The organism is Falsiroseomonas sp. HW251 (genome assembly GCF_050563545.1).
In the GTDB taxonomy this organism is placed as follows: Bacteria; Pseudomonadota; Alphaproteobacteria; order Acetobacterales; family Acetobacteraceae; genus Falsiroseomonas.
Window position 1 is genome coordinate 50,676 of the sequence record NZ_JBNXUM010000024.1, and the last position, 21,365, is coordinate 72,040.

24 protein-coding genes are annotated in these 21,365 nt (G+C 69.9%); 11 read left to right on the top strand and 13 right to left on the bottom strand.

All coding sequences use genetic code 11. The features are described from left to right. Positions 1-2: 2 nt before the first annotated feature. The 12 genes from ACLF3M_RS24930 to ACLF3M_RS24985 all read right to left on the bottom strand — a co-directional run bounded on the left by ACLF3M_RS24930 (position 3) and on the right by ACLF3M_RS24985 (position 11,438). Positions 3-1,139 carry an amidohydrolase family protein gene (locus ACLF3M_RS24930; RefSeq protein ID WP_430659693.1) on the bottom strand — a complete coding sequence of 379 codons (1,137 nt, stop codon included), beginning with the start codon at positions 1,137-1,139 and terminating at the stop codon, positions 3-5. Between the two features lie 14 nt (positions 1,140-1,153). Then, complete coding sequence (locus ACLF3M_RS24935; RefSeq protein ID WP_430659694.1) at positions 1,154-2,239, bottom strand: amidohydrolase family protein; 1,086 nt, start codon at positions 2,237-2,239, stop codon at positions 1,154-1,156. Positions 2,240-2,333: 94 nt separating this feature from the next. Beyond that, on the bottom strand, positions 2,334-3,272 hold the full coding sequence (locus tag ACLF3M_RS24940; protein ID WP_430659695.1) for a tripartite tricarboxylate transporter substrate-binding protein: 939 nt from the start codon (positions 3,270-3,272) through the stop codon (positions 2,334-2,336). 5 nt (positions 3,273-3,277) lie between these two features. Then, positions 3,278-4,219, bottom strand: coding sequence for a Bug family tripartite tricarboxylate transporter substrate binding protein (locus ACLF3M_RS24945; RefSeq protein WP_430659696.1), 942 nt, complete (start codon positions 4,217-4,219; stop codon positions 3,278-3,280). 11 nt (positions 4,220-4,230) lie between these two features. Beyond that, positions 4,231-5,214: a Bug family tripartite tricarboxylate transporter substrate binding protein gene (locus ACLF3M_RS24950; protein ID WP_430659697.1), complete on the bottom strand. Its 984-nt coding sequence runs from the start codon at positions 5,212-5,214 to the stop codon at positions 4,231-4,233. 14 nt (positions 5,215-5,228) lie between these two features. Beyond that, on the bottom strand, positions 5,229-6,404 hold the full coding sequence (locus ACLF3M_RS24955; RefSeq protein WP_430659698.1) for a CaiB/BaiF CoA transferase family protein: 1,176 nt from the start codon (positions 6,402-6,404) through the stop codon (positions 5,229-5,231). Beyond that, entirely contained in the window at positions 6,401-7,444 is a 1,044-nt protein-coding gene (locus ACLF3M_RS24960; protein WP_430659699.1) for an amidohydrolase family protein, read from the bottom strand. The genes ACLF3M_RS24955 and ACLF3M_RS24960 overlap by 4 nt, the downstream gene beginning before the upstream one ends. A 4-nt stretch (positions 7,445-7,448) precedes the next feature. Beyond that, positions 7,449-8,201 carry an RraA family protein gene (locus tag ACLF3M_RS24965; RefSeq protein ID WP_430659700.1) on the bottom strand — a complete coding sequence of 251 codons (753 nt, stop codon included), beginning with the start codon at positions 8,199-8,201 and terminating at the stop codon, positions 7,449-7,451. Beyond that, positions 8,198-9,181 (bottom strand): Bug family tripartite tricarboxylate transporter substrate binding protein, encoded by a 984-nt coding sequence (locus tag ACLF3M_RS24970; protein ID WP_430659701.1) that lies wholly within the window; start codon positions 9,179-9,181, stop codon positions 8,198-8,200. Before ACLF3M_RS24970 ends, ACLF3M_RS24965 begins: the two co-directional genes overlap by 4 nt. Before the next feature lie 50 nt (positions 9,182-9,231). After that, positions 9,232-9,453, bottom strand: a complete 222-nt coding sequence (locus ACLF3M_RS24975; protein WP_430659702.1) for a ferredoxin — start codon at positions 9,451-9,453, stop codon at positions 9,232-9,234. A gap of 147 nt (positions 9,454-9,600) precedes the next feature. Next, positions 9,601-10,503 carry a LysR substrate-binding domain-containing protein gene (locus ACLF3M_RS24980; protein ID WP_430659703.1) on the bottom strand — a complete coding sequence of 301 codons (903 nt, stop codon included), beginning with the start codon at positions 10,501-10,503 and terminating at the stop codon, positions 9,601-9,603. Further along, positions 10,500-11,438, bottom strand: coding sequence for a LysR family transcriptional regulator (locus tag ACLF3M_RS24985; RefSeq protein WP_430659704.1), 939 nt, complete (start codon positions 11,436-11,438; stop codon positions 10,500-10,502). The genes ACLF3M_RS24980 and ACLF3M_RS24985 overlap by 4 nt, the downstream gene beginning before the upstream one ends. Before the next feature lie 138 nt (positions 11,439-11,576). On the opposite strand from ACLF3M_RS24985, the gene ACLF3M_RS24990 reads away from it, so the two are divergent. From ACLF3M_RS24990 to ACLF3M_RS25030, 9 genes are all read left to right on the top strand, one after another. Further along, complete coding sequence (locus ACLF3M_RS24990) at positions 11,577-12,074, top strand: Rieske (2Fe-2S) protein (RefSeq protein WP_430659705.1); 498 nt, start codon at positions 11,577-11,579, stop codon at positions 12,072-12,074. Positions 12,075-12,100: 26 nt separating this feature from the next. Further along, positions 12,101-13,078, top strand: coding sequence for a phosphotriesterase family protein (locus ACLF3M_RS24995; protein ID WP_430659706.1), 978 nt, complete (start codon positions 12,101-12,103; stop codon positions 13,076-13,078). A 13-nt stretch (positions 13,079-13,091) separates the two neighbouring features. Beyond that, positions 13,092-14,342, top strand: coding sequence for an alpha-hydroxy acid oxidase (locus ACLF3M_RS25000; protein ID WP_430659707.1), 1,251 nt, complete (start codon positions 13,092-13,094; stop codon positions 14,340-14,342). Positions 14,343-14,344: 2 nt separating this feature from the next. Further along, entirely contained in the window at positions 14,345-15,577 is a 1,233-nt protein-coding gene (locus tag ACLF3M_RS25005; RefSeq protein WP_430659739.1) for an NADH-ubiquinone oxidoreductase-F iron-sulfur binding region domain-containing protein, read from the top strand. A gap of 19 nt (positions 15,578-15,596) precedes the next feature. Then, positions 15,597-16,568, top strand: coding sequence for a Bug family tripartite tricarboxylate transporter substrate binding protein (locus ACLF3M_RS25010; protein WP_430659708.1), 972 nt, complete (start codon positions 15,597-15,599; stop codon positions 16,566-16,568). A 4-nt stretch (positions 16,569-16,572) separates the two neighbouring features. Next, positions 16,573-17,661, top strand: a complete 1,089-nt coding sequence (locus ACLF3M_RS25015) for an amidohydrolase family protein (protein WP_430659709.1) — start codon at positions 16,573-16,575, stop codon at positions 17,659-17,661. After that, positions 17,658-18,449, top strand: coding sequence for an HpcH/HpaI aldolase family protein (locus tag ACLF3M_RS25020; RefSeq protein ID WP_430659710.1), 792 nt, complete (start codon positions 17,658-17,660; stop codon positions 18,447-18,449). The genes ACLF3M_RS25015 and ACLF3M_RS25020 overlap by 4 nt, the downstream gene beginning before the upstream one ends. Positions 18,450-18,459: 10 nt before the next feature. Beyond that, positions 18,460-19,617 (top strand): amidohydrolase family protein, encoded by a 1,158-nt coding sequence (locus ACLF3M_RS25025; RefSeq protein WP_430659711.1) that lies wholly within the window; start codon positions 18,460-18,462, stop codon positions 19,615-19,617. Between the two features lie 153 nt (positions 19,618-19,770). After that, positions 19,771-19,920 carry a hypothetical protein gene (locus ACLF3M_RS25030; protein ID WP_430659712.1) on the top strand — a complete coding sequence of 50 codons (150 nt, stop codon included), beginning with the start codon at positions 19,771-19,773 and terminating at the stop codon, positions 19,918-19,920. A 51-nt stretch (positions 19,921-19,971) separates the two neighbouring features. Here ACLF3M_RS25030 and ACLF3M_RS25035 read toward each other — a convergent pair whose 3' ends face one another. Continuing rightward, on the bottom strand, positions 19,972-20,964 hold the full coding sequence (locus ACLF3M_RS25035; protein WP_430659713.1) for a tripartite tricarboxylate transporter substrate binding protein: 993 nt from the start codon (positions 20,962-20,964) through the stop codon (positions 19,972-19,974). Here ACLF3M_RS25035 and ACLF3M_RS25040 point away from each other — a divergent pair. After that, on the top strand, positions 20,851-21,099 hold the full coding sequence (locus ACLF3M_RS25040) for a hypothetical protein (RefSeq protein ID WP_430659714.1): 249 nt from the start codon (positions 20,851-20,853) through the stop codon (positions 21,097-21,099). The genes ACLF3M_RS25035 and ACLF3M_RS25040 overlap by 114 nt on opposite strands. Next, the gene (locus ACLF3M_RS25045; protein WP_430659742.1) at positions 21,039-21,338 is read left to right on the top strand and encodes a hypothetical protein; all 300 of its coding nucleotides are present in this window, start codon (positions 21,039-21,041) and stop codon (positions 21,336-21,338) included. The genes ACLF3M_RS25040 and ACLF3M_RS25045 overlap by 61 nt, the downstream gene beginning before the upstream one ends. Positions 21,339-21,365 lie beyond the last annotated feature (27 nt).

Here is a 21,365-nt window from a genome sequence, read left to right on the forward strand (position 1 = left end):
CGCTATTCCGCCGCCAGCGCCTGGGGATGCGCCAGGATCCCCGAATTCGGCTTCAGCTTGATGCCGTAGAGCTTGCTGGCGTTCTCGCCGAGGATGCGCCGGCGCCGTTCCATCGGGTGATACGGCGTCATCACCTCGCCCGGCGCGTCGAAATCCCAGTGCGGATAGTCCGACGCGTACATCAGCTTGTCGGCGAAGCCGCTCTCCTCGAGCATGTGGTACACGCCGTCGAGGTGCTCGGGCTTCTCCGGCTCCTCGAGGGGCTGGCTCGCGAACCAAAAGTGGTCGCGCATGTATTCCGACGGGCGGCGCTTGAGGTGCGGCAGCTCGCCGCGCAGCCGGTTATAGGTCGCGTCCAGCCGCCACGCCAGCATCGGCGCGAAGGACCAGCCGAGCTCGATCAGCGCGATCTTCAGATTGGGGAAGCGGTCGAAGACACCTTCGAAGATCATGCTGGGGATGATCGTCATCGGGAAGGCCGCGAGGTTCATGTGGAGCTCGCAGTAATAGGTCGTCGCCCCGCCGGCGGTGCCCTTGGGCCCGGTTGGCGGCACATGCGCGGCGATCGGCAAATTGTAGTGCGCGCAGGCCTCGAACAGGTCCCAGTAGCGCGGCTTGCCCAGCGGTTCCTGCCCGGCCGGCGAGATCAGCACCTGCACGAAGCGGTTGCCCCATGGGCCTTCCTTGCAGCGCCGCACCTCGTCCACGATGCCGTGCAGGTCGCGCGCGATGGCGATGGAGCCGTGGTAGCGCGGATCGAAGTCCAGCCAGGTCTCGGCCACGGAATCGTTGAAGGCGGCGTTCAGCGCAATGCCAAGCTCCGTCGGCCGGTTCGGCCCGCAGGGCGGGAAGGGCGACACGCAGGTCAGGATCGCCGCCGTCAAGTCATACTGGTCCAGCACCTGCGTCTTCGCGAATGCCGGGTCCACCGCGACGCGCCCGCTGCCGTCGATCGCGTCCAGCCGGTGCGTGTGCTCACGCTGCGGCGGCGTGCCCATCAGCGTCTGGCTGCCGAGGCCGAGGCCGTAGCGCGCGACGTAATCCCTCCATTTCGAAGGCAGGAACTTCGACACGTTCGCGTCGAAGAAGCGCGGCATCGGGTGGAAATCCACGTCGATGACCGGGATCCGCTCGCTCATCGCCTCTCTCCCCGTCACAGCCGGTACCAGCGCCGCGCCGTGTCTGCCATCACATTGGCCCGCATCGTCTCCGGCATCAGAGCCAGCAGCGCGTCGATGTCGTCGTGATGCAGATGCGGATAGTCGCTGGCGAACATCAGGATGTCGTCGGTGCCGAGCCAGTCCAGGATCTGCTTCATGTGGGCGGGCGGCCCCATGTCCACCGGCGTGGTGGAGAAGCGGATATGCTCGCGGATCAGCTCCGAGGGCGGGCGGTTGACCCAGGGGATCTCGCGCCGCAGGCCCTTCCACTTCTTGTTGAGGTTCCAGGCCCAGGTCGGCATCCAGCTGAAGCCGCCTTCGAGCATCGAGACGCGCACCGTCGGGAATTTCTGGAACAGGCCTTCGATGATCATGCTGGTGAGCTGCGCGGCATAGACCTGCGTCTCCGCCACCATCTCCTCGGCGTAGTAGGAGGCATAGCCGGTGGGGGATGGCGCGCCCTCGGACTGGCCGCCCCAATGGATGCCGGCGACCAGGTCATGACGCGTGATCGCCTCGAAGATCGGCCAATAGGCGCGCTGGCCATAGAGCCCGTTGGTCCGCACGGGCAGCAGCACCTGCACGAAGCCGGGATGCGCGGCGCAGCGGTCGATCTCGCGCGCCGCGGCGACGGGGTCGCGCGCGGGGATGACGATGGAGGCGCGCAGCCGCGGCTCCTTCTCCAGCCAGTTCTCCCGCACCCAGTCGTTGACCGAGGCCGCGAGCGCCGCGGCCCAGTCGGGATGACGAAGCCCGTCCACGTAGTAGTAGCAGTTCAGCACCGCCTTCTCGACCTTCCAGGGATCGAGGATGTGCCGACGCAGCATCGACACGTCGGTGGCGGGCAGTCCCGTCGCGGGCTTCCATTCCGGCCGCGCCGTCGTCTCGGCTTCCGGCGGATAGGTCACGCCGACGACCGGGCCCTTCCAGCCGCGCTCGCGCGTGAACTCCACCCAGAGCGGGTCCTGGTACCTGAACAGCGTCTCCAGCGACGGGACGTTGGCGTGGACGTCGCAGTCGACGACCGGACCGTTCCAGCTTCGCGCGCCGCCGATGCGGGCCTCGGTCGTCGCTGACATCACGGCCTCCCCGAATTCTAGGCCAGAGATGGCACGGGCCGGCCATCACCGGAAATCGCATTGCTGGGGCGAGGCATAAGCACGGTCTATTCCCTCATTCCGCGCGGATGCCGGCGCGCTGCAGCAGCGGCACCCAGCGGTCGAATTCGGCGGCGAGTTTCGCGCGGAAGGCGTCGGCGCCCATGGGCTCGCTGACGCCCCCGTCGGCGAAGCGCGGCGCGACATCCGGCTGCACCCGGGCCGCGGCGAAGGCGGCTTCCAGGCGTCGCATGACGGGCTGCGGCGTGCCGGCGGGGGCGAGGATGCCGTACCAATTGCTCATGTCGAGCTGCGGCATCCCGACCTCCGCGGCGGACGGTACGTCCGGCAGCTGCGGCGACCGGCGCGGGCTGTACACCACCAGCGGCACGACGCGGCGGTCCAGCACGAATGGCCGCAGCACCGGCAGGTCGGCGTTCATCATGTGCACGTTGCCCGCCAGCATGCCCGCCATCGCCGGCGGCACGCCGCGATAGGGCACATGCGCGACCGGCGTACCCGCCGCGATGTTGAAGAGCTCGCCGGCGATATGCATGGTCGAACCGACGCCGGCGGAGGCGTAGTTCATCTGGCGCCCGCTGCGCGCCATGGCGACCAGCTCGGCCATGCTGGTCACGCCGAGCGTCGGGGCGACCACCAGCAGCGTCTGCACCTCGCCGAGGAAGTACAGCGGCTCGAAGTCGCGCCGTGCGTCGTACGGCAGGTTGGCCATGGTCGCGGCGGTGATCACGAAGCTCGATGTCGCGATCAGCAGCGTGTTGCCGTCCGGCGCCGCGCGCGCCACCGCCGCCGCCGCGATCGTCGCGCCGGCGCCGGCCCGGTTCTCGATCACCACGGGCCGGTCGAGCAGCTGGCCCAGCACGGGGGCCATGACGCGGGCGAGCTGGTCCGTCGGCCCGCCCGGCGCGAAGCCCGAAACCAGGCGCAGCGGATCGACGGCCTGCGCCGGCAGCGCCGCCAGCAGCAGCAGCAGGGCGAGGAGGGCGCGTCGCATGGCCGTCAATCCGCCCTGATGCCGAGGCGCTGGATCAGGCCCGGCCAAGCCGCGAAATCCTGCTGCAGCCGCGGCTTGAAGTCGCTGGCGGGGCCGGCACCGACCAGGCCGCGTGCCGCCAGCGCCTGCTGCATGGCGGGCTGGCGCACTACCTCCAGCACGTCGCGTTCCAGCGCGGCGCGGGTCGTCTCCGGGACGGCGGCGGGCACGAAGAGGCCGTACCAGCTTTCCATCACCCAATCCGGGAAGCCGGCCTCCGCCGTCGTCGGCACGTCCGGCACGACGGGCGAGCGGGTCGGGCTGAGCACCGCCAGCGCGCGGGCGCCGTGGCCCAGAATCGGCAGCAGGCCCGGCGCCTCGCCGGTCATGGCGGCGATCTGGCCGGCCAGCAGGTCCTGCATTGTCGGCGCCAGGCCGCGATAGGGGATGTGCGTCAGCTCGATGCCGGCCATGGACCGCAGCATCTCGACCGTGATGTGCGTGGACGTCCCCGGGCCGGAGGAGCCATAGGCCAGCGGCGGGTTGGCGCGGCGCGCATACTCCACGAATTCCCGCAGCGTCGTCGCGGGCACGCTGTCGCGCACCACGAAGATGGTCGGCACGAAGCCCAGCAGCGCCACCGGCTCGAAGCCGTTCAGCGCGTGGTAGCCGGGGTTCGGGTTCAGCGCCCAGGACAGCAGCTGCGACCCGATCTGGCCGAGCAGCATGACGGAGCCATCGGCCGGAGCGCGCGCGACGCTCGCCGTGCCGATCACGCCGCCGGCGCCGCTGCGGTTCTCCACCGCGATGGTGTAGCCCTTGGTCCGCATGTTCTCCGCCAGCAGCCGCGCGACGACGTCGGCCGAGCCACCGGGCGGAAAGGGCACGACGAGGGTGACGTTGCGGGGCTGCGCCGCGGCGCCGCCGGCGATGAAGACGGCCAGCAGCGCGGCCAGGATCCAGCGCATGGCGGCTCTCCTCAGCGGAGCGTGATGTTGGCGCGGCGGCCGAGCTCGCGCAGCCGCGCGATCTCGGGCTCGAGCGTGGCGCGGAATTCGTCGGGACCGAGGCCGGCGATCTGCTGGTCTTCGTAGCCCGCGCGGCGCAGGCCGGCGCGCGTCTCGGGATCGTCCAGGCAGGCCGCGACCGCGCCGTGGATCTGGCGCACGATCTCCGGCGGCGTGCCGGCCGGCGCGAAATAGCCGTACCACAGCATCCCGACCCAGGGCGCCATCTCCGGGATCAGTTCCGCCAGCGTCGGGACGTTCGCGCGCTGCGGCAGGCGTTCGCGCGCGTTCAGTGCCAGCATCCGGATGCGCCCGGTATCGAGGGCGGCCTGCGCGCCGTTCATGTCGGTCAGCACTAGCTGGATTTCGCCCTGCATCAGCGACGTCAGCATCGGCGGCGTGCCCTGGGCGTAGGTGACGTGGACGATGTTCAGCCCACCCGAGGCGACGGACAGCGCCTCGGTCGCGAGCTGGTTGACCGAGCCTGGCCCGGTCGAGCCGTAGTTCAGCGCGCCGGGATTGGCGCGGATGCGCGCGATCATCTCGGGCAGCGTCTGCACCGGCAGCGCGGAGGGCACGTAGACGCCCTGGATCGCAGTCGCGACCTTCATGATCGGCTCGAAGTCGCGGCGGACGTCCATCGGCGGGTTGTCGATCAGCGCGGCCATGATGGTCAGCGCACTCGCGTGGAACAGCAGGGTGTAGCCGTCGGGCCGCGCGTTCTTCACGGACAGCGCCCCGATGTCGCCGTTCGCGCCGGCGCGGTTGACGATGACGACGGGCTGGCCGAGGCGCGTGGTCATGCAGGGCGCGAGGATGCGCGCGACCATGTCCACCGGCCCGCCCGCGCCATAGGGCACCACGACCTGGATCGGGCGATCCGGGAAGGCGGCCTCCGCGGGGCCGAGGCAGGCCAGCAGCGCCGCGGCGGCGAGCCCGAGGATGGTCCTGCGCATATGCTCCCTCTCCTTCAGATCGCGCCATTCTGTCGCAGCGCGGCGATGTCGCCGGGGCCGTAGCCGAGTTCGGCCAGGATCTCGTCGTTGTGCTGGCCGAGCCTCGGCGGCGGCGTGTCGATGCGCGGCCCGTCCTTGGCGAAGGCGAAGGGCGCGTTCGGGACGCGCACGCGATCCGCGCCGGGCATCGGCGGCAATTCCTGCATCAGGCCGCGCGCGGCGACCTGGGGGATGGCGATGGCGTCGGGCAGGGATCGCACCCGTGCGCCGGGGACGCGGATGTCGCGCAGGAATTCCTCCCACTCGGCGCTCGTGCGCGTCGGCAGGATCTCCTCCAGCGTCGCGCGGATGCGGGGCGTCGCGGCCCAGAGCTCAGGCCAGTTGTCGATCGCCGCCAAATCTGGCCGGCCGAGCGCGGTCCAGAGCCGCTTGGACTGCCGAAAATTGTAGGCACCGAGCTGCAGCCAGCCATCCCTGGTGCGGTAGCACGCAATCCCGGCCTCGGCGGGCACCGGGACCTTCTCGCCGGGATAGTCGTCGGCGACCAGCGCGGGTCCGGTCATGACCAGCGCCAGGTCGAGCATCGAGCAGTCGATGTACTGCCCCTCGCCGGTGCGCTGGCGGTGGAAGAGGGCACTGGCAATCGCGAAGGCCGCGTTCAGCCCCGCGCCGTAGTCGACGAAGGGCGCGCCCGGCATGACCGGCACGCCCGTCGCCGCGCCGGTGCGCTGCATGATGCCGGAGAAGGCCTGCACCGTGGGGTCATAGGCCGTCGCCTGCGCCCAGGGCCCGTCCTGGCCGAAGGCGGTCAGCGAGCAATAGACGACATCGGGATTGATCTCGCGGATGTCCTCGTAGCCCAGGCCCAGCACGGGAAAGGCGCCGCTGCGCCAGTTCTCCACGACCACGTCGGCGTCGGCCGCGAGCCTGCGGAAGATCTCCCGCGCCGCCTCCTGCTTCAAGTCGAGCGTCAGCGCGCGCTTGTTCGATCCCTGCACGAGGTAGTTGAAGCCCAGCCCCTTTGCGTTCAGCGCCGGCACCGGCCCGCGGCCGCGCACGGGATCGGGCTCCTGCGGGTTCTCGACCTTGATGACATCCGCGCCCAGCAGCCCGAGCAGATAGGTGCAGTAGGGCCCCGCCAGCACATGCGTCGCGTCGAGGACGCGGATGCCTTCGAAGGGACGGCTCATTCGAGAAGGTCGATGCGGTAGACCCGCGCCGCCGTGCCGCCCAGCAGGTCGCGCCGCTCGCTGTCCGAATAGCGGGACGCGATCTTCTTGAACGCGTTCCACATCACGGGATAGCTGAACATCGCCTTGTCCACGGGGAAGTTGCTCTCGAGGATGCAGCGCGACGGCCCGAACATCTCGATGCAGGCGTCGACATAGGGCTTCGTGACGGCGACCAGCTCGTCGGAGGTCGGCGGGTCGGGCCGCAGGTGGAAGTCGAAGCCGGTGAAGCGCATGCCGAGCCCCCCGATCTTCAGCACCGTGTTCGGCAGCGCCGCGATGTCCCGCATGCTGGCCTGCCAGGCCGCGAAGACCTCGTCGCGCCGCCCGCGATAGGGGCCGATGCCGATCGGCCCGCCGATATGGTCGATCACGATGGGCAGGCCGGGATGCGCGCGGCAGGTCGCCAGCACCTCGTCCAGCTGCGTGTGGAAGCACCAGATGTCCAGGCTGAGGCCAGCCTTGTCGATGCGCACGATCGCGGCCTGGGTGCGGGGGTCGCGCAGCACGCCGGGCGGCGTCGGCAGCTTGTGCACCTCCTCGCTCGCATCCCAGGAGGTGCGCAGGCGGATGCCGCGGAAGCGTCCACCGCCGGCGCGCAGATGCGCCTCCAGCACGGGCTCGACGCCGTCGCCCAGCGTCGGGTCCAGCGAGCCCACGATCGCGGCGCAGATCCGCGTCGGGCCGTAATTGCCGCTCTCGCTCTGCGCGGCCATGCCGGCCACGAATTCGGTCTCGCCGATCGGGCGCAGCTCGGGCGGGCCGAAGGCGCGGTACATCGAATGGCACTGCACGAAGACCGTTGCGACGATGCGGTGGCCCGTGGACAGATCGGCCAGGAATTCGTCGAAGAGGTAGCGCCGCCCCGGCGCATCCCAGAGATGGTGATGCGCGTCGATGATCGGCCAGTCCGGCTCGAAGATCGGCTCCTCGACCCGCGCCAGCCAGTCCGGCCGGATGTCGAGCTGCGTCGTCGCGGCGGAAGCCGGCGTGGTGGCCATGGGCTCAGGGTCCGGGATGGTCGTCGTAGGTGGCGTCGTGGATCACGCCCTTGCGCGTCGCGACGGCGGTGTGCACGCGCTCGATCCCCAGCACCGGCGCGTCCTTCGGCAGCGCGGCCAGCCGGTCCCGGATCGTGCCGGGCTCGAAGGACGGATGGCCGGCCTTGCCCAGGTTGTCCGCGACCATCCGCACCCAGCGCCGCGGCACGACGCTGATGCCCTCGTGGTCGCCGATGATGGCGTCGCCGGGTTGCACCACCACGCCGCCGCAGGCGATCGGCACGTTCACCTCGCCCCAGCCGGAGGACGTCGTGCCCGATCGCGGCGTGATGCCGCGCGCCATGACGGGCAGGCCGAGCTCCTGGAACTCCGTGATGTCGCGCACCGCGCCATCCACCACCAGGCCGCGCACGCCGCGATGGACCATGTGCATCGCGATGAAGCCGCCGAGGATCGCACGCGTCACGTCGCCATGCGCGTTCACCACGATGATGTCGCCGGGCTGCGCCACGTCGATCGCGGCGCGCAGCATCATCCCGTCGCCCGGTGTCAGGTCCACCGTGATGGCCGGCCCCGCGATGACGGGCATCGGGCTGTAGAGCTGCCGGATCGCGCCATCCGCCGTGCCGGCGCCGCGCGCGACGTCGGAGATCTCGCAGGGACCGGCGGCGGCCAGCCGTGCGATATCGGCGGGATCGGGCCGCTCGATCCGGCGATAGACCCGCAGACCGAGCGTGCAGGGCGGTGCGTCCGTCATGTCGTGATCCCCGCTTCGCGCGCGGCCTTGGTCATCTGCTCGATGTCGGCGGCGATGCGCTGGCGGAACTGCTCGGCGCCGAAGGCCACGGCCTCGTAGCCCTGGGCCTGCACGGCGGTAAGGATGTCCTGTTGCGTCATGATCGCCGCGGCCTCGCGCTCCAGCCGCGACAGGATCGGCGCAGGTGTCGCCTTCGGCGCCAGCAGGCCGAACCAGAAGCTGGTGGCGTAGCCCAGCAGGTTCGCGGCTTCCGCCACCGTCGGCACTTCCGGCAGCAGTGCGTTGCGCCGGGCGGAGGTCACGGCCAGCGCGCGGATCGAGCCGTCCCGCAGGAAGCCCGACGACGTCCCGATGTTGTCCGTCACGACGGGAATGTCGCCGCGGATCAGCGCCGTCAGCTGCGGCGCATTGCCCTGGTAGGGCACGATTTCCGCGTTGATCCCGGCCTGGCGGATGAACATGTCGATGCCGAGGTGGTTGCTGCTGCCCGCGCCGGGGATGCCGATGTTGAGCTTGCCGGGATTGGCGCGCGCCCAGGCCAGCATCTCCTGCAGGGTCGCGAAAGGCGCGTTGCGGGAGGCGACCAGCAGCATCGGCGCCTCGACCAGGTTGTTGATGGGCGCGAGGTCGCGCAGCACCTCGACCGGCGGGTTGCGCATCGTCGCCGCGGTAACGCAGAGCGTCGACGAGCCGAACATGATGGTGTGACCGTCCGGCGCGGCGCGGGCGACGGCCTCTGCCGCGATCATAGCGCCGGCGCCGGGCCGGTTCTCCGGCACCACGGGCTGGCCGATGCGGGCGGCGAGCTTTTCCGCCGCCATGCGCGCGATGATGTCGGACGACCCGCCGGGGGGGAAGGCGATGACCAGGCGCACCGGCCGCGTCGGGAAGTTCGTGTCCTGCGCGAAGGCCGTGCGCGCGACGACGGGCAGCGCCAGCGTGGACAGCATCGTCCGCCGCCGAAGCGGGATCGCGGTCATTCCTGTTCCTCCCTCACACGCGTGCAGTCGGCCGCCGCGGCGGCGCAGTGCTAGTCGGCCGGGGCCTTCGGCGGCTCCTCGACGATCTCGATGATGGCGTTGACGGGGCAGTCCACGATGGCGCGGCGCGTGCGGTCCTCGGCGCCCTCGGGCACCGTGCCGTCGCCGATCACCGAAGCATATCCCCACTCGTCGAGCGCGAAGACCTCCGGCGCGTGCTTCGCGCAGGTGCCGAAGCCGTCGCAGAGAGCCTGCTTGAGCTGAACCTTCATGACGTCATGCCGGCGGCGCCGCATTGCGCGGTGGCCGCCGCTTCCTCCTGCTTCTTCTTCCCGCGGGGCGGGCGTTTCCTTACCAGTCTAGGCAGGCGGAAGCCGATAACGGCAAATCGTATGAATTCGGACCGGTATAACCGCCGTCTATGGAAACGCCTTCTCATGCGCCTGCGCGGCGTCGCGCAGCATGGCGGCGAAGGTCTCCGCCAGCACCGACGGCGCGCGGTTCTCCGGATGGATCAGCCGGAACTCCGCGCGGCGATCGGTATCGAGCGGGATGAGCACGAGGTCGTCGCCGGCGACCTCCCGCGCGACCAGCATGTCCACGATGGCGAGTCCCGCGCCCTGTCGCGCCAGCGCGCAGCCCGCGGCCGAGAAGCTCGCCTCGATCGCCGGGCGAAGCTCACAGCCCGCATCGGCGAAGACCGCTTCCGCCAGCAGCCGGATCGGCGAGCCCGCGCCGAAGGTGATCAGCGCCTCCTCGGCCAGGTCGCGCGCCGCGATGCGCTTCCGGTGCGCCAGCCGGTGCGAGCACTGCAGCGCGACGCCGATGCGCGACCGCCCGATCACCTCCGTCCCGCTGTGCAGGTCCTGGTTCGGACCATAGCCCAGGCCGAGGTCGAATTCGCGCCGGATCACGCGGTCCGCCATCTCGCCGCTGAACACCGCGGTCTGCAGCCGGATGCGGGCGGTGGGATACGCATCGCGGAAGCGCGCGATGGCAGGCGGCACCAGGTTGCTGACCAGCGTCGGATTGCCGATCAGCGCCAGCCGCCCCGACCCGCCGGTGCGCAGGTCGCGCGCGAAAAGCTCGATCCGGTCGAGCTGCGCGTAGATACGCTGCACCTCGGGGAACAGCATCTCGGCTTCCGGCGTCGGCACCAGGCGCCCGCCGATGCGTGCGAAAAGCTTGGCGCCCAGCGTCTGCTCCGCATGTTTCAGCACCGCGCTGACCGAGGGCTGCGCCACGTCCAGCGCCCGCGCGGCGTCGGTGACGGAGCCATGCGTCATGATGGCGTGGAAGACCTGCATCTGGCGGAGGTTCATCGCGCGCCCCGCTTCGAAGGCGCCGCGTCGTCGGTGCGGGCATGCGCCGCCAGCAATTCCTTCGTCGTCGCGCGCAACTCGTCCCGCATCGCGTCGATCAGCCGCGACGGCGGCCGGCTGAGCGGCGAGAGCAGCAGAAGCTCAATCGGCTGCGCCGGGCTGAAAGGGCGGATGACCAGCTCGGGGAAGGCGCCGGACGACAGGATGATGGGATCGATCACTGCGACACCGCCGCCGCCCTGCGCCAGGATGCAGGCGGTGCGGGAATAGGTGACCTCCGCGACCGTCGCGGGCGCCACCCCGGCCTCGCGGCAGGCGGCGTCCAGCCGGTCGCGGATCGGCGCGCCCTTGGGAAAGGTCACGATCGCCTCGCCCGCCAGCTCCTTCGCCGTGATGCGGCGCAGGCGTGCGAAGGGATGGTCGCGCCGCATCGCGCAGGCCACGAAGGTCTGGCCCAGCACCTCCGACGTCACGCCCTGCTTCGGGCTGCTGCCGTAGATCACGCCGAAGTCGAATTCCCGCCCCGCCACGCTGTCCGCGCAGACCCGGGCCGAGGCCGTGTCCATCCGCATCCGGATCTTCGGCCGCTTCGCCCGCAGCTTCAGGAAGGCGCCGGCCACGATGGTGTCCGCCGGCGTCGGCGTCGCGATGACGGAAAGGAAGTCGAAGACGCCCTCGCGTATGCCCTTCGTCATGTGCCTCACCGCCTGCAGCTGGCGGAACAGCCGCTCAACCTCCGGGAACAGCAGCTCGGCTTCCGGCGTCGCGACCAGGCGGCCGCCGAGACGGTGGAAAAGGCGCAGCGCCATCTCCTCCTCCATCTGCTTCAGCGTCGCGCTGACCGCGGGCTGCGACGTGCCGAGCAGCCGCGCCGCCTCCGTCAGCGAGGAGGAGCTCATGATGGCGTAGAGGACCTCGAGCTGGCGCGGCTTCACGCGGCCTCCTCCACATAGAGCCGCCTTATGGCCAGCCCAGAAGATACGATTGGCGCTTATGGTGACGCACTGTCAACCTCAATGCTGACAGGTGTCGGCCATGCGACCGGCGCCACGGTTCGGGGAAGAGACGCGCGCATGTCAGCAGGGGCAGTCAAGGCGCCGCCGGGTGCGAGCCGCTTCGTCGTGGCCAAGGCCAGCGACATCGCCGAAGGCGGCCGGCTGCTGGTCGAGGTCGGCGGGCGCGAGGTCGGCATCTATCGCCTCAACGGCCGCTTCCACGCGCTGCTGAACCGCTGCCCGCATCTCGGTGGCCCGCTCTGCAAGGGCGGCGTGGTCAGCGAGATCTACGCGCCGGTGCCCGGCGACATCCGGCACGACGCCTCGCGACTCTTCGTGACCTGCCCCTGGCACAACTGGGAATTCGACGTCACCACAGGCCAGTCCTACTGGAGCGACCGCGGCCCGCGCGCGCGGCTGTTCCCCGTGGGCGTCGAGAGCGGCGAGAAGGTCGCGGAGGAACTCTCCACCGGCCGCGCCGAGCGCGTCCCCGGCCCCTACAAGGCGGAAACCGTCCCGGTTGCGGTCGAGGACGACTACATCGTCCTGTCCATGCGCCCGACGCGCCCCGCCTGAATCAAGAAGCGAACGGAGGAAGCGTCATGGCGAGTGTGGAGACGGCGCGCGGCCCGGTCCCGGTGGAAAAGCTCGGCGCGACGCTGATGCACGAGCACATCTTCATCCGGAACCCCGAGCTCGAGATCAACTACCCCAACGAGACCTGGACGGGGACCGACTTCATCTCGCTGGCGCGCGACAAGTTCCGTCAACTGAAGGACCGCGGCATCGACAGCCTGGTGGACCTGACGGTGCTCGGCCTCGGGCCCGACATCCGGCTGATCCAGGCGGTGCTGGCGAAGCTCGACTTCGAGTTCAACATCATCCTCGCGACGGGCTACTACACCTACAAGGACGTCGCGCCCTATTTCCGCATGCACGGCCCCGGCCGCCGCGTGGATGAGCCGGAGCCGCTGGACCGCATGTTCCTGCGCGACATCCAGCAGGGCATCGGCGGCACGACCATCAAGGCCGCGCTGATCAAGATCGCGACCGACGAATACGGCTTCACCACGGATCTCGAGCGCGTCTTCGCCGCCGCCGCGCGTGTCCAACTGCAGACTGGCGTGCCGATCACCACGCATACGAGTGCCAAGAAGAAGGGTGGGCTCGACCAGCAGGCCTTCCTCAAGAAGCATGGCGCAGACCTCACGAACGTCATCATCGGGCATTGCGGCGACAGCAACGACCTCGATTACCTGCAAGAGGTCGCGGACCAGGGCTCCATCGTTGGCATGGATCGCTTCGGCATCGACAGCTACAACAGCGGGGAGAACCGCATCGCCACCGTCGCCGCGATGTGCAAGCGCGGCTATGCCGACCGCATGATCCTCTCGCATGACGCCGCGGTGTTCAGCATCAACACGGAGCCGCAACACCGCGCGAAGATCTTCCCGAACTGGCACTACAACTACGTCTCCGACGACGTGATCCCCGCGCTGCGCGACCTCGGCGTAACGGAGGCGCAGATCCGCCAAATGATGGTGGAGAACCCGAAGCGCATCCTCGCCCCGCGCCGCTGAGGATCGCGCGCGCATGATGATCGCCGGCTTTGATGTCCGCCTGCGTCCCCGCGACCGCTACGTCACGGTGGAGGATTACCGCCGCGCCGCGCGCCGACGCCTGCCCGATTTCGTCTGGGCCTATCTGGATGGCGGCGCGGAGGACCTGGTGACGCTGCGGGGCAACCGCACGGGCTTCTCCGCCTGGTCGCTGCGCGCCCACATGCTCACCGGCAACGGCAAGCCCGACCTCTCGACTGAGGCGATGGGCGAGAAGCTCAGCCTGCCCGTGATGATCGCGCCGACCGGCTATTCCGGCCTGGTGCAATGGGACGGCGACATCTGCGCGGCGAAGGCCGCCGCCAAGGCCGGCACGCGGCATGTGCTGAGCACCGCCTCGTCCTGGTCCATCGAAGAAGTCGCCACCGCCGTGCGCGGCCACATGCCGGGCTTCCAGCTCTATCCCCGGGAAGGCGAACTCGCGGCGAACCTGATGCGCCGCGCCTGGAGTGCTGGCTACCACTCGCTCTTCGTCACGGTGGACGTGCCCGCAGTCGGCCTGCGGGAAGGCGAGAAGCGCATGGGATTCTCGATGCCGCCGGTGCTCGCACCGAAGGCGCTGCTGGACATCGCGATGCATCCGCGCTGGGCCGTGGACGTGCTGCGGCACAAGCGCGTCTCCGGCCGCAACTTCGTGAATGGCGGGAAGCTGTCGGACGCCGCGGAATCGCTCGCGATCCAGACGCGCTACGTGACCCAGGCCGCGCTGAGCTGGGAGGACTTGGCCTGGATGCGCGACCAGTGGAAGGGGCGGCTCTACGTGAAGGGCATCCTGGAGCCCGGCGATGCCGAGAAGGCCGTCGCGCTCGGCGCCGAGGGCGTCGTGGTGTCGAACCATGGCGGGCGGCAGCTGGAATACGCGCTGCCCTCCATCACCGCGCTGCCCGGCGTGGTCGCCGCGGTGGCCGGAAGGGCGGAGGTGCTGCTGGACAGCGGCGTCCGCCGCGGCACCGACGTCGTGAAGGCGGTCGCACTGGGCGCGACGGCGGTTTTGGTGGGGCGGCCGTACCTCTATGGCCTCGCGGTCGAAGGCCAGGCCGGGATCGAGAAGGTGCTGGAGATCTTCCGCAGCGAGATCGAGCGCACGCTGATCCTGATGGGCGTGAAGTCCGTGCGCGACCTCACGCCCGACCACCTGATCCCGCGCGACGGGCGCAGCGACGATTCCGACGATCCCTCCACCCGCTTCGCCGCACCGGTGCGGCCACATGCGCCGGGCGCGTGAGCATGATCCCGGCACTGTCCGATCGCGACGACGCCGCGGACGGGCTGGCAGTCGGCGCGCTGACGGCGCGTCTTCTTGCCGATGACGCCGCGCACGGGCCTGGCCTGACCGGCCAGGCGCTGATCGAGGCGGTGGAGGCGGCCGGCCTGCGTGGCCGCGGCGGCGCCGGCTTCCCCGCTGCGGTGAAGCTTGCGACGATGCGCGCCTCGCCCGGTCCGAAATACCTCGTCGCGAATGGCGAGGAAGGCGAGCCTGCATCGATCAAGGATCGCTGGCTGATGCGCCGCCGGCCGCATCTGGTGATCGAGGGCGCACGCCGCGCGGCGGAGGCGATCGGCGCGGAGGAGACGTTCCTCTACGTCTCCGACCCGCACTCCGGCGCCAGCCTGCGCGCGGCGCTCGCCGGGTGCGGCGAGGCGATGACGGTCCACGAGGTCGCGCCAGGCTATGTCGCGGGCGAGGAGACCGCCGTCGTCCGCGCGCTGAACGGCGGCCCCGCCAAGCCAACGGACAAGCCGCCGCGGCCGTATCAGTCAGGCGTCCGCAACCGCCCGACCCTGGTCAGCAATGTCGAGACGCTGGCCACCATCGCGCTGATCGCGATGCAGGGCAGGGGCGGCGACACCATCCTGCTGACCATCACCGGCGCCGTCGAACGTCCCGGGCTGTATGAGGTGCCGCTCGGCACGAAGCTCGGCGAGGCGCTGGACCGACTTGCCCGCCCATTCCCTGGCATGCGCGGCGTGCTGATGGGCGGTTTCTTCGCGGGGCTGCTGAACCGCCGCGCGCTGGATCTCCCGCTGACCCATGATGCGCTGCGCGAGGCCGGCAGCGGCCTCGGCTGCGGCGCCATCATCGTGATTGGCGCTGACGACTGCCCGATCGCCGCCGCCGGCGATGTCATGGCCTACTTCGCGCGCGAGAATGCCGGCCAGTGCGGCGCCTGTTTCCGCGGCACGCCCGCGATGGCCAAGGCGATCGAGGCGCTCGGCCTCGGCACCATCGACGACGCGGGCTTGGCGAAGCTCAAGGACTGGTCGGTGTCGCTGCGCGGCCGCGGCGCCTGCGGCACGCTGGACGGCGCGGCGCATCTCGCCTCCACGATCTTCCGGGAATTCCCGGAGGAGGTCGCGCGCCACCGCGCCGAGCCCTGTCCGCGCTGCCGCGCGCTGCTGCCGGCCGGCACGACGACGCGCTTCCGCGCGTCCCGTCAGTTCGACTGCGCCGCCGCATGACCGGGAGGAGACGAGCGCCATGATGGATCGCCGCCATTTGCTCGGCCTGGTCGGCGCCGCCGCGCTGCCGCAGGCCGCCCTTGCGCAGGGTGCCTTTCCCGCGCGGCCCGTCACGCTGGTCGTGGCCTTCCCGCCCGGCGCCTCCACCGACATCACGGCGCGCCGCATCGCGCCGCGCGCCACGGTGGCGCTCGGTCAGACCATGGTAGTGGAGAACCGCACCGGCGCCGCCGGCAACCTGGCCGCAGGATATGTCGCGCGGGCGCCGGCCGACGGGTACACGCTGCTGCACACCAATTATGTCAGCCTGCTGATCGCCAAGGCGGCCAACACGCGGCTGGACTTCGATCCGTTCGAGGCCTTCGTCCCCGTCGCGCAGATCGGGCCCAACGTGAACATGCTGGTCGTGCGTCCCGACCTGCCGGTGCGCACGCTTCCCGAACTTGTCGCCCTGGCGAAGCGCGATCCCGACAAGCTGACCATGGGCACCATCGGTATCGGCTCCGCCTACCACATGGGGCTGGAATGGCTGAACCTGGCCTTCGGCATGCGCATCACCCACGTGCCGTATCGCGGCGCGGCAGAGGCGGTGAACGACCTGCTGGGCGGGCGCATCGACATGATGTTCTCGAGCCTGACGCTGGCCAAGCCGCATCTTGAGGCCAACCGCATGCGCGCCATTGCGATGACTAACCTGGAACGCGCGCCGATGTTCCCGGACATGCCCACCATTGCGGAGCAGGGCGTGCCGGGCTTCGACCTCATGACCCAGACCGCGATCTTCGCGCCCGCCGGCACGCCGGGCGCCGCCGTCGCCAAGGTGAACGACGCCATCAACGCCGCGCTTGCCGACGGCCAGGTGAAGGCGCAGCTGGAGAGCGACGGCGTGATCCTCACGCCGATGACGCCTGCCGCCTTTGCGCAGCAGCTTCAGGGCCAGCTCGCGACGATCCGCGAGGTCTTCGCCCGCACCGGTATCCGGCTGGAGTAGCGCCATGACCACCGCCCTGCTGGAAGGCACGACGCGCGACGCCGTCTGGACCGGCCTCGTCATCGATTGCGACGTGCACGCCAACGTGCCGTCGCTGACGGCGCTCGATCGCTACCTCGATCCCGTCTGGGTGGTCACCGCGAAGGAACGCGGCTGGAAGGGGCCGGTCGGGCTGCGGCTGAGTTACCCGCCTGGCGCGCCGACCACCGCGCGCGCGGAATGGCGGCACGGCGCCGCCACGCCCGCCTCCGACCTCGCGACCGTGCAGAAGGAAATCCTCGATCCCTGGCGGGTCGAGCGCGCGGTGCTGAACTGCTACTACGCCATCGACGCGATGCGGCACCCCGACTGGGCCGCGGCGCTGTCGCGCGCCGTGAACGACTGGCTGATCGACGAATGGCTGTCGAAGGACCCGCGCCTCGTCGCCTCCCTCGTCGTGCCCGCGCGCGATCCCGTGGCCGCGGCGACGGAGATCGACCGCGTCGGCCACCATCCCGGCTTCGTGCAGGTGCTGATGCCCGTGCGCTCCGAACGCGGCTACGGCCAGCGCATCTTCTGGCCGATCTACGAGGCGATGGCGCGCCATGACCTCGTGATGGGCATCCATTGGGGCGGCCAGGCCGAGCAGGGGCCGTCGCCCACCGGCTTCGCGTCCTGGTACATCGAGGAATACGCGGCCGAACCGCAAGTCTTCGCCGCCCAGCTCACCAGCCTGGTGATCGAGGGCGTGTTCCAGAAGTTCCCGTCGCTCCGCGTCTCCATGCTGGAAGGCGGCTTCACCTGGCTGCCGACCTGGGCCTGGAACCTCAACAAGAAGTGGAAGGGGCTGCGCCGCGACTTCCCCTGGGTGGACCGCCTGCCGACCGAGATCATCCGCGACCATTTCCGCTTCTCGATCGCCCCCACCGACATGGGCCCGCCGGATCAGATGAAGCGCGTCCTACACTGGCTCGGCAGCGAGGACATGCTGATGTTCGCCACCGACTATCCGCACCTCCACACCGACGACCTCGCCGCCCTGCTCGCGCTGATGGCGCCCACGATGAAGGCCAACGTCATGTCCGAGACCGCGCGCCGGTGGTACCGGCTGTGAGCGGCGTCATCTATGGCGAGAGCGGCGCCGACGCGCCCGCCGGGCCGACACTCCGCCATCGCCTGAAGGCCGGCGAGACGGCCTACGGCGCCTCCTGCTCGCTGGGCTCGCCCTTCATCGCGGAGATCATGGTCCGCGCCGGCCTCGACTACATCTACATCGACCAGCAGCACGGCCTGACCTCCTTCGACACGCTCGTGCACATGCTGCGGGCCATCGACCACACGCCGACGGCCGCCATCGTGCGCGTGCTGTCCAACGATGCTGGGCTGATCGGCCAGGTGCTGGATGCCGGCGCCGACGGCGTGATCGTGCCGATGGTCAACAGCGTCGAGGATGCGCGCCGCGCCGCCGCCGCCTGCCGCTACGCGCCGCTAGGGCAGCGCAGCTTCGGCGCCTTCCGCGCCTCCATGACCCGCGGCAGCGACATCCACCAGGCGAACGAGCGCGTGATGTGCTTCGCGATGATCGAGAGCGAGGCCGGCCTGCGAGCCGCGGACGACATCGCGGCGGTGCCCGGCGTGGACGGCATATATATCGGCCAGGCCGATCTCGCGGTCAGCCTCGGCCTGCCCTCGCAGGTGCGCATCCAGCCCGGGAAGCACCAGAACGCGGTGGACGCCATCATGCGGGCCTGCAAGACCGCCGGCATAGTGGTCGGCCTCAGCGGTCACCCCGTCGAGATGCGCGATGCCGGCTTCCGGCTCATCACCATGGCGACCGACCGCAGCATGATCGAGGCCGGGGTCAAGGACCTCAAGGCCAAGATGGCCCTGGCGCGAGGATGAGGAGGCAGCGATGAGCGACGTCATGGCCCGTCTGCCGGCGACCGACGCGGTAGAGAAGCTCGCCGTCATCGACGCGGATTTCCATCCGATGCCGGTGCCGACGGACCCGCAGGTCGCGGTGCACATGTCGCAGCGCTGGAAGGACTACATCGCGCAGTTCGGCATGGGCTACACCAGCACCAGCCCTTTCGCGCCGGCGATGCGGGAATACACGCACCGGCTGGATGCGACGGACGCCAACGGGCGTGTCGGCGTCGATCCCCTGTGGTGCCGCGACCAGGTGCTCGATCCCTTCGACATGTCGGCGGTGATCCTGACCTGCCCGCAATCCTACATTCTGAACTCCGGCGGCAACATGCCGGTGGAGTGCTCTCTGGAGCTCACGCGCGCCTTCAACGACGCGCTGGTTCACACCTGGATGCCCGCCGACCCCCGCTACTATGCCGCCATCGTGCTCGCGCGCGACCTGCCGAACGCGGCAGCCGAGATCCGACGCTGCAAGGAAGGGCCGGGCGGGGACCGCTTCGTCTCCGTCCTCATCTCGCCGGCCGGGCAAGAGCCCCTGGGCCGGCAGCGCTATTGGGAGATCTTCGAGACCTGTGTCCATTACGGCCTGCCGCTGACCTTCCATGTGCCCGGCATGGGCCGCCAGCAGACCGCGGTCGGCAACACGAACTACTACGGCGAGATGCATATGAACTTCGCAAATCTGCCGATGACCCTGGTGCCGAGCCTGATCTTCGAAGGTGTCTTCGACCGGTTTCCGACGCTACGCATTGCGCTCGTCGAGCTCGGCTGGTCCTGGGCGGTGCCCTACTCCTGGCGGCTCGACAATGCCTGGAAGAAGCTCCGGTCCGAAGTGCCGCATCTCCGGCACAAGCCGTCTGACTATCTGCGCGAGCATTTCTGGTTCACCACTCAGCCGCTCGAAGAAGCTGAGCGACCGGAGGACACCGAGGAGGTCTACCGCATGTTCGAGGAATCGGGCTTCGCAGACCGCCTGATGTTCAGCTCGGACTACCCGCACTGGGACTTCGATTCGCCCTACCATTCGATGCCAGAGAGCTTCCCTATCGAGCGCCGGCGCCGGATCCTTGGCCAGAACGCCAGCAAGCTCTTCGGGATTGCGACGAAGCCGAATAGCGGGATCCCGGCGCGAGGCGCGTAGGGTGCCGCGCTCCGAGACGTGGTCAATGGTCCGTCTGAGATCGAGGTGTACGACTACGCATCGGTGCCTGTGGCACGCGTGATCCTGACTTCCATCTAGTAGGCTGCTGAAAAGCTATGAGCGGTGGGCGGTGAAGGCTGCTTTATGGCCGCGATGGAAGCGGATCTCGCCGACGAGGGTGCCATCGGCCTCGAGTTGGGCATCGCCGTCGCCGGAAGCGTGGCCCATCTCGTCGCTGCCCGCCCAGGTGAAGTGGATGCTTTCGCTGCTGGGGTTTTCCGCCGCAGGCAGCGGACGACGTAGTCGTTGTACTGGCCATAGAGGCTGGCCGCCGCGACCACGCCGAAGCCAACATCATGCGTGTCCATCATCGCGAAAAACTGCTCGGCCGTCGCATCCTCGGGCGGATGGTGCCAGGCCCAGGGCTGGATCGGCATGTCGCGGGTGTAGAGGTGGAAATGCGTGTCCACCAAGGGGGCGTCGGGCAGGGCAGGGATCTCCGTCATTCGCGTGGCACGCGGCGGCCTCGGCGACGGATTTCCATAGCGGCACCTCGGCGCGCAGCCGGGCCGCCAGCACAGCGGGGCCGTCCAGTAGCATATCCGCGCCGACCTCTGCCAAGCGTTCGCTGAGCAGGGAGCCCCTAAGCAGCGGCGCGAGCTCGCGCATCAGCGTCGCGACGGCGTCGGCCGGCAGGTCGCGCGGGCCGAACAGGCCGAACAAGAGCTGCACGCCGTCGTAGCTCGGCACGATCTCCGCCACCGCCGGCACCTCGGGCAGCAGGGTGCGCGTCGGCGCGCAATTCGCCAGCGCGCGCAGCCGCCCCGCGCGGATTTGCGGCAGCACCTCGATCGGGCTGAGGAAACTGGCGTCCACCTCGCCCGACTGCAGCGCAGTCGCCGATGGCGCGGAGCCGCGATAGGGCACGTGCAGCAGGTCCACGCCCGCCCGTGCGCGCAGCAACTCGCCGGCCAGGTGCACCGTGGTGCCGATGCCGGATGAGGAGAAGCTGACGTCGGCCGGCTGCGCCCTCGCCCGCCCCAGCATCGCGGCGAGGTCGGGAAAGGGCGAGTCGGCACGTACCATCATCAGGGTCGGCGACGCACAGATCGGCAAGCTGGTGCTCACCGTGTCGGACCTCGCGGAGACCATGCCCCGAGCGACCTGCTCGTCCAATCCGTCCTGCGCGCGCTGACGCTGCTGCGCGAACTCAACCGGCAGCAGAACACCACGGTGGAGCAGCTGCACCGCGCGACGGCGCTGCCCAAGCCGACCATCATGCGGCTGCTCGGCACGCTCGGCGCGGCGGGGCTGGTCGCGAAGGGGACGCGCGGCATCGGCTACCACGTGACGCGGCCGACAGCAGCGTCTCGCCCTTCCACGGCACGATCGGCCTGCGGCACAGCCTGGTTACGCGCGCGTTGGGCCGCGCCTATCTCGCCTGGTGCCCCGAGGCGGAGCGGCGGGTGGTGCGCGCGATGATCGCGACGGTCCGCCGCCAGGGTCATTCGCTGCGCGATCTGAAGGTGGAGCCGCGCTCGTCCAACACCGTCGCCGTGCCGATCATGCAAGGCGAGGAGGTCGCCGGCACCATCGGGCTGAGCTTCTTCCGCTCCGCCGCTACCCAGCGGGCATTGACGGAGGAACTAGTGCCGGCGCTGAAGCAGGCTGCACGGGAGATCGCCGTGTCCATGCAGCGGCTGCGGCGGGGACGGGGCTGAGTGTTCCGCCAGGCGGAATCCACTCGC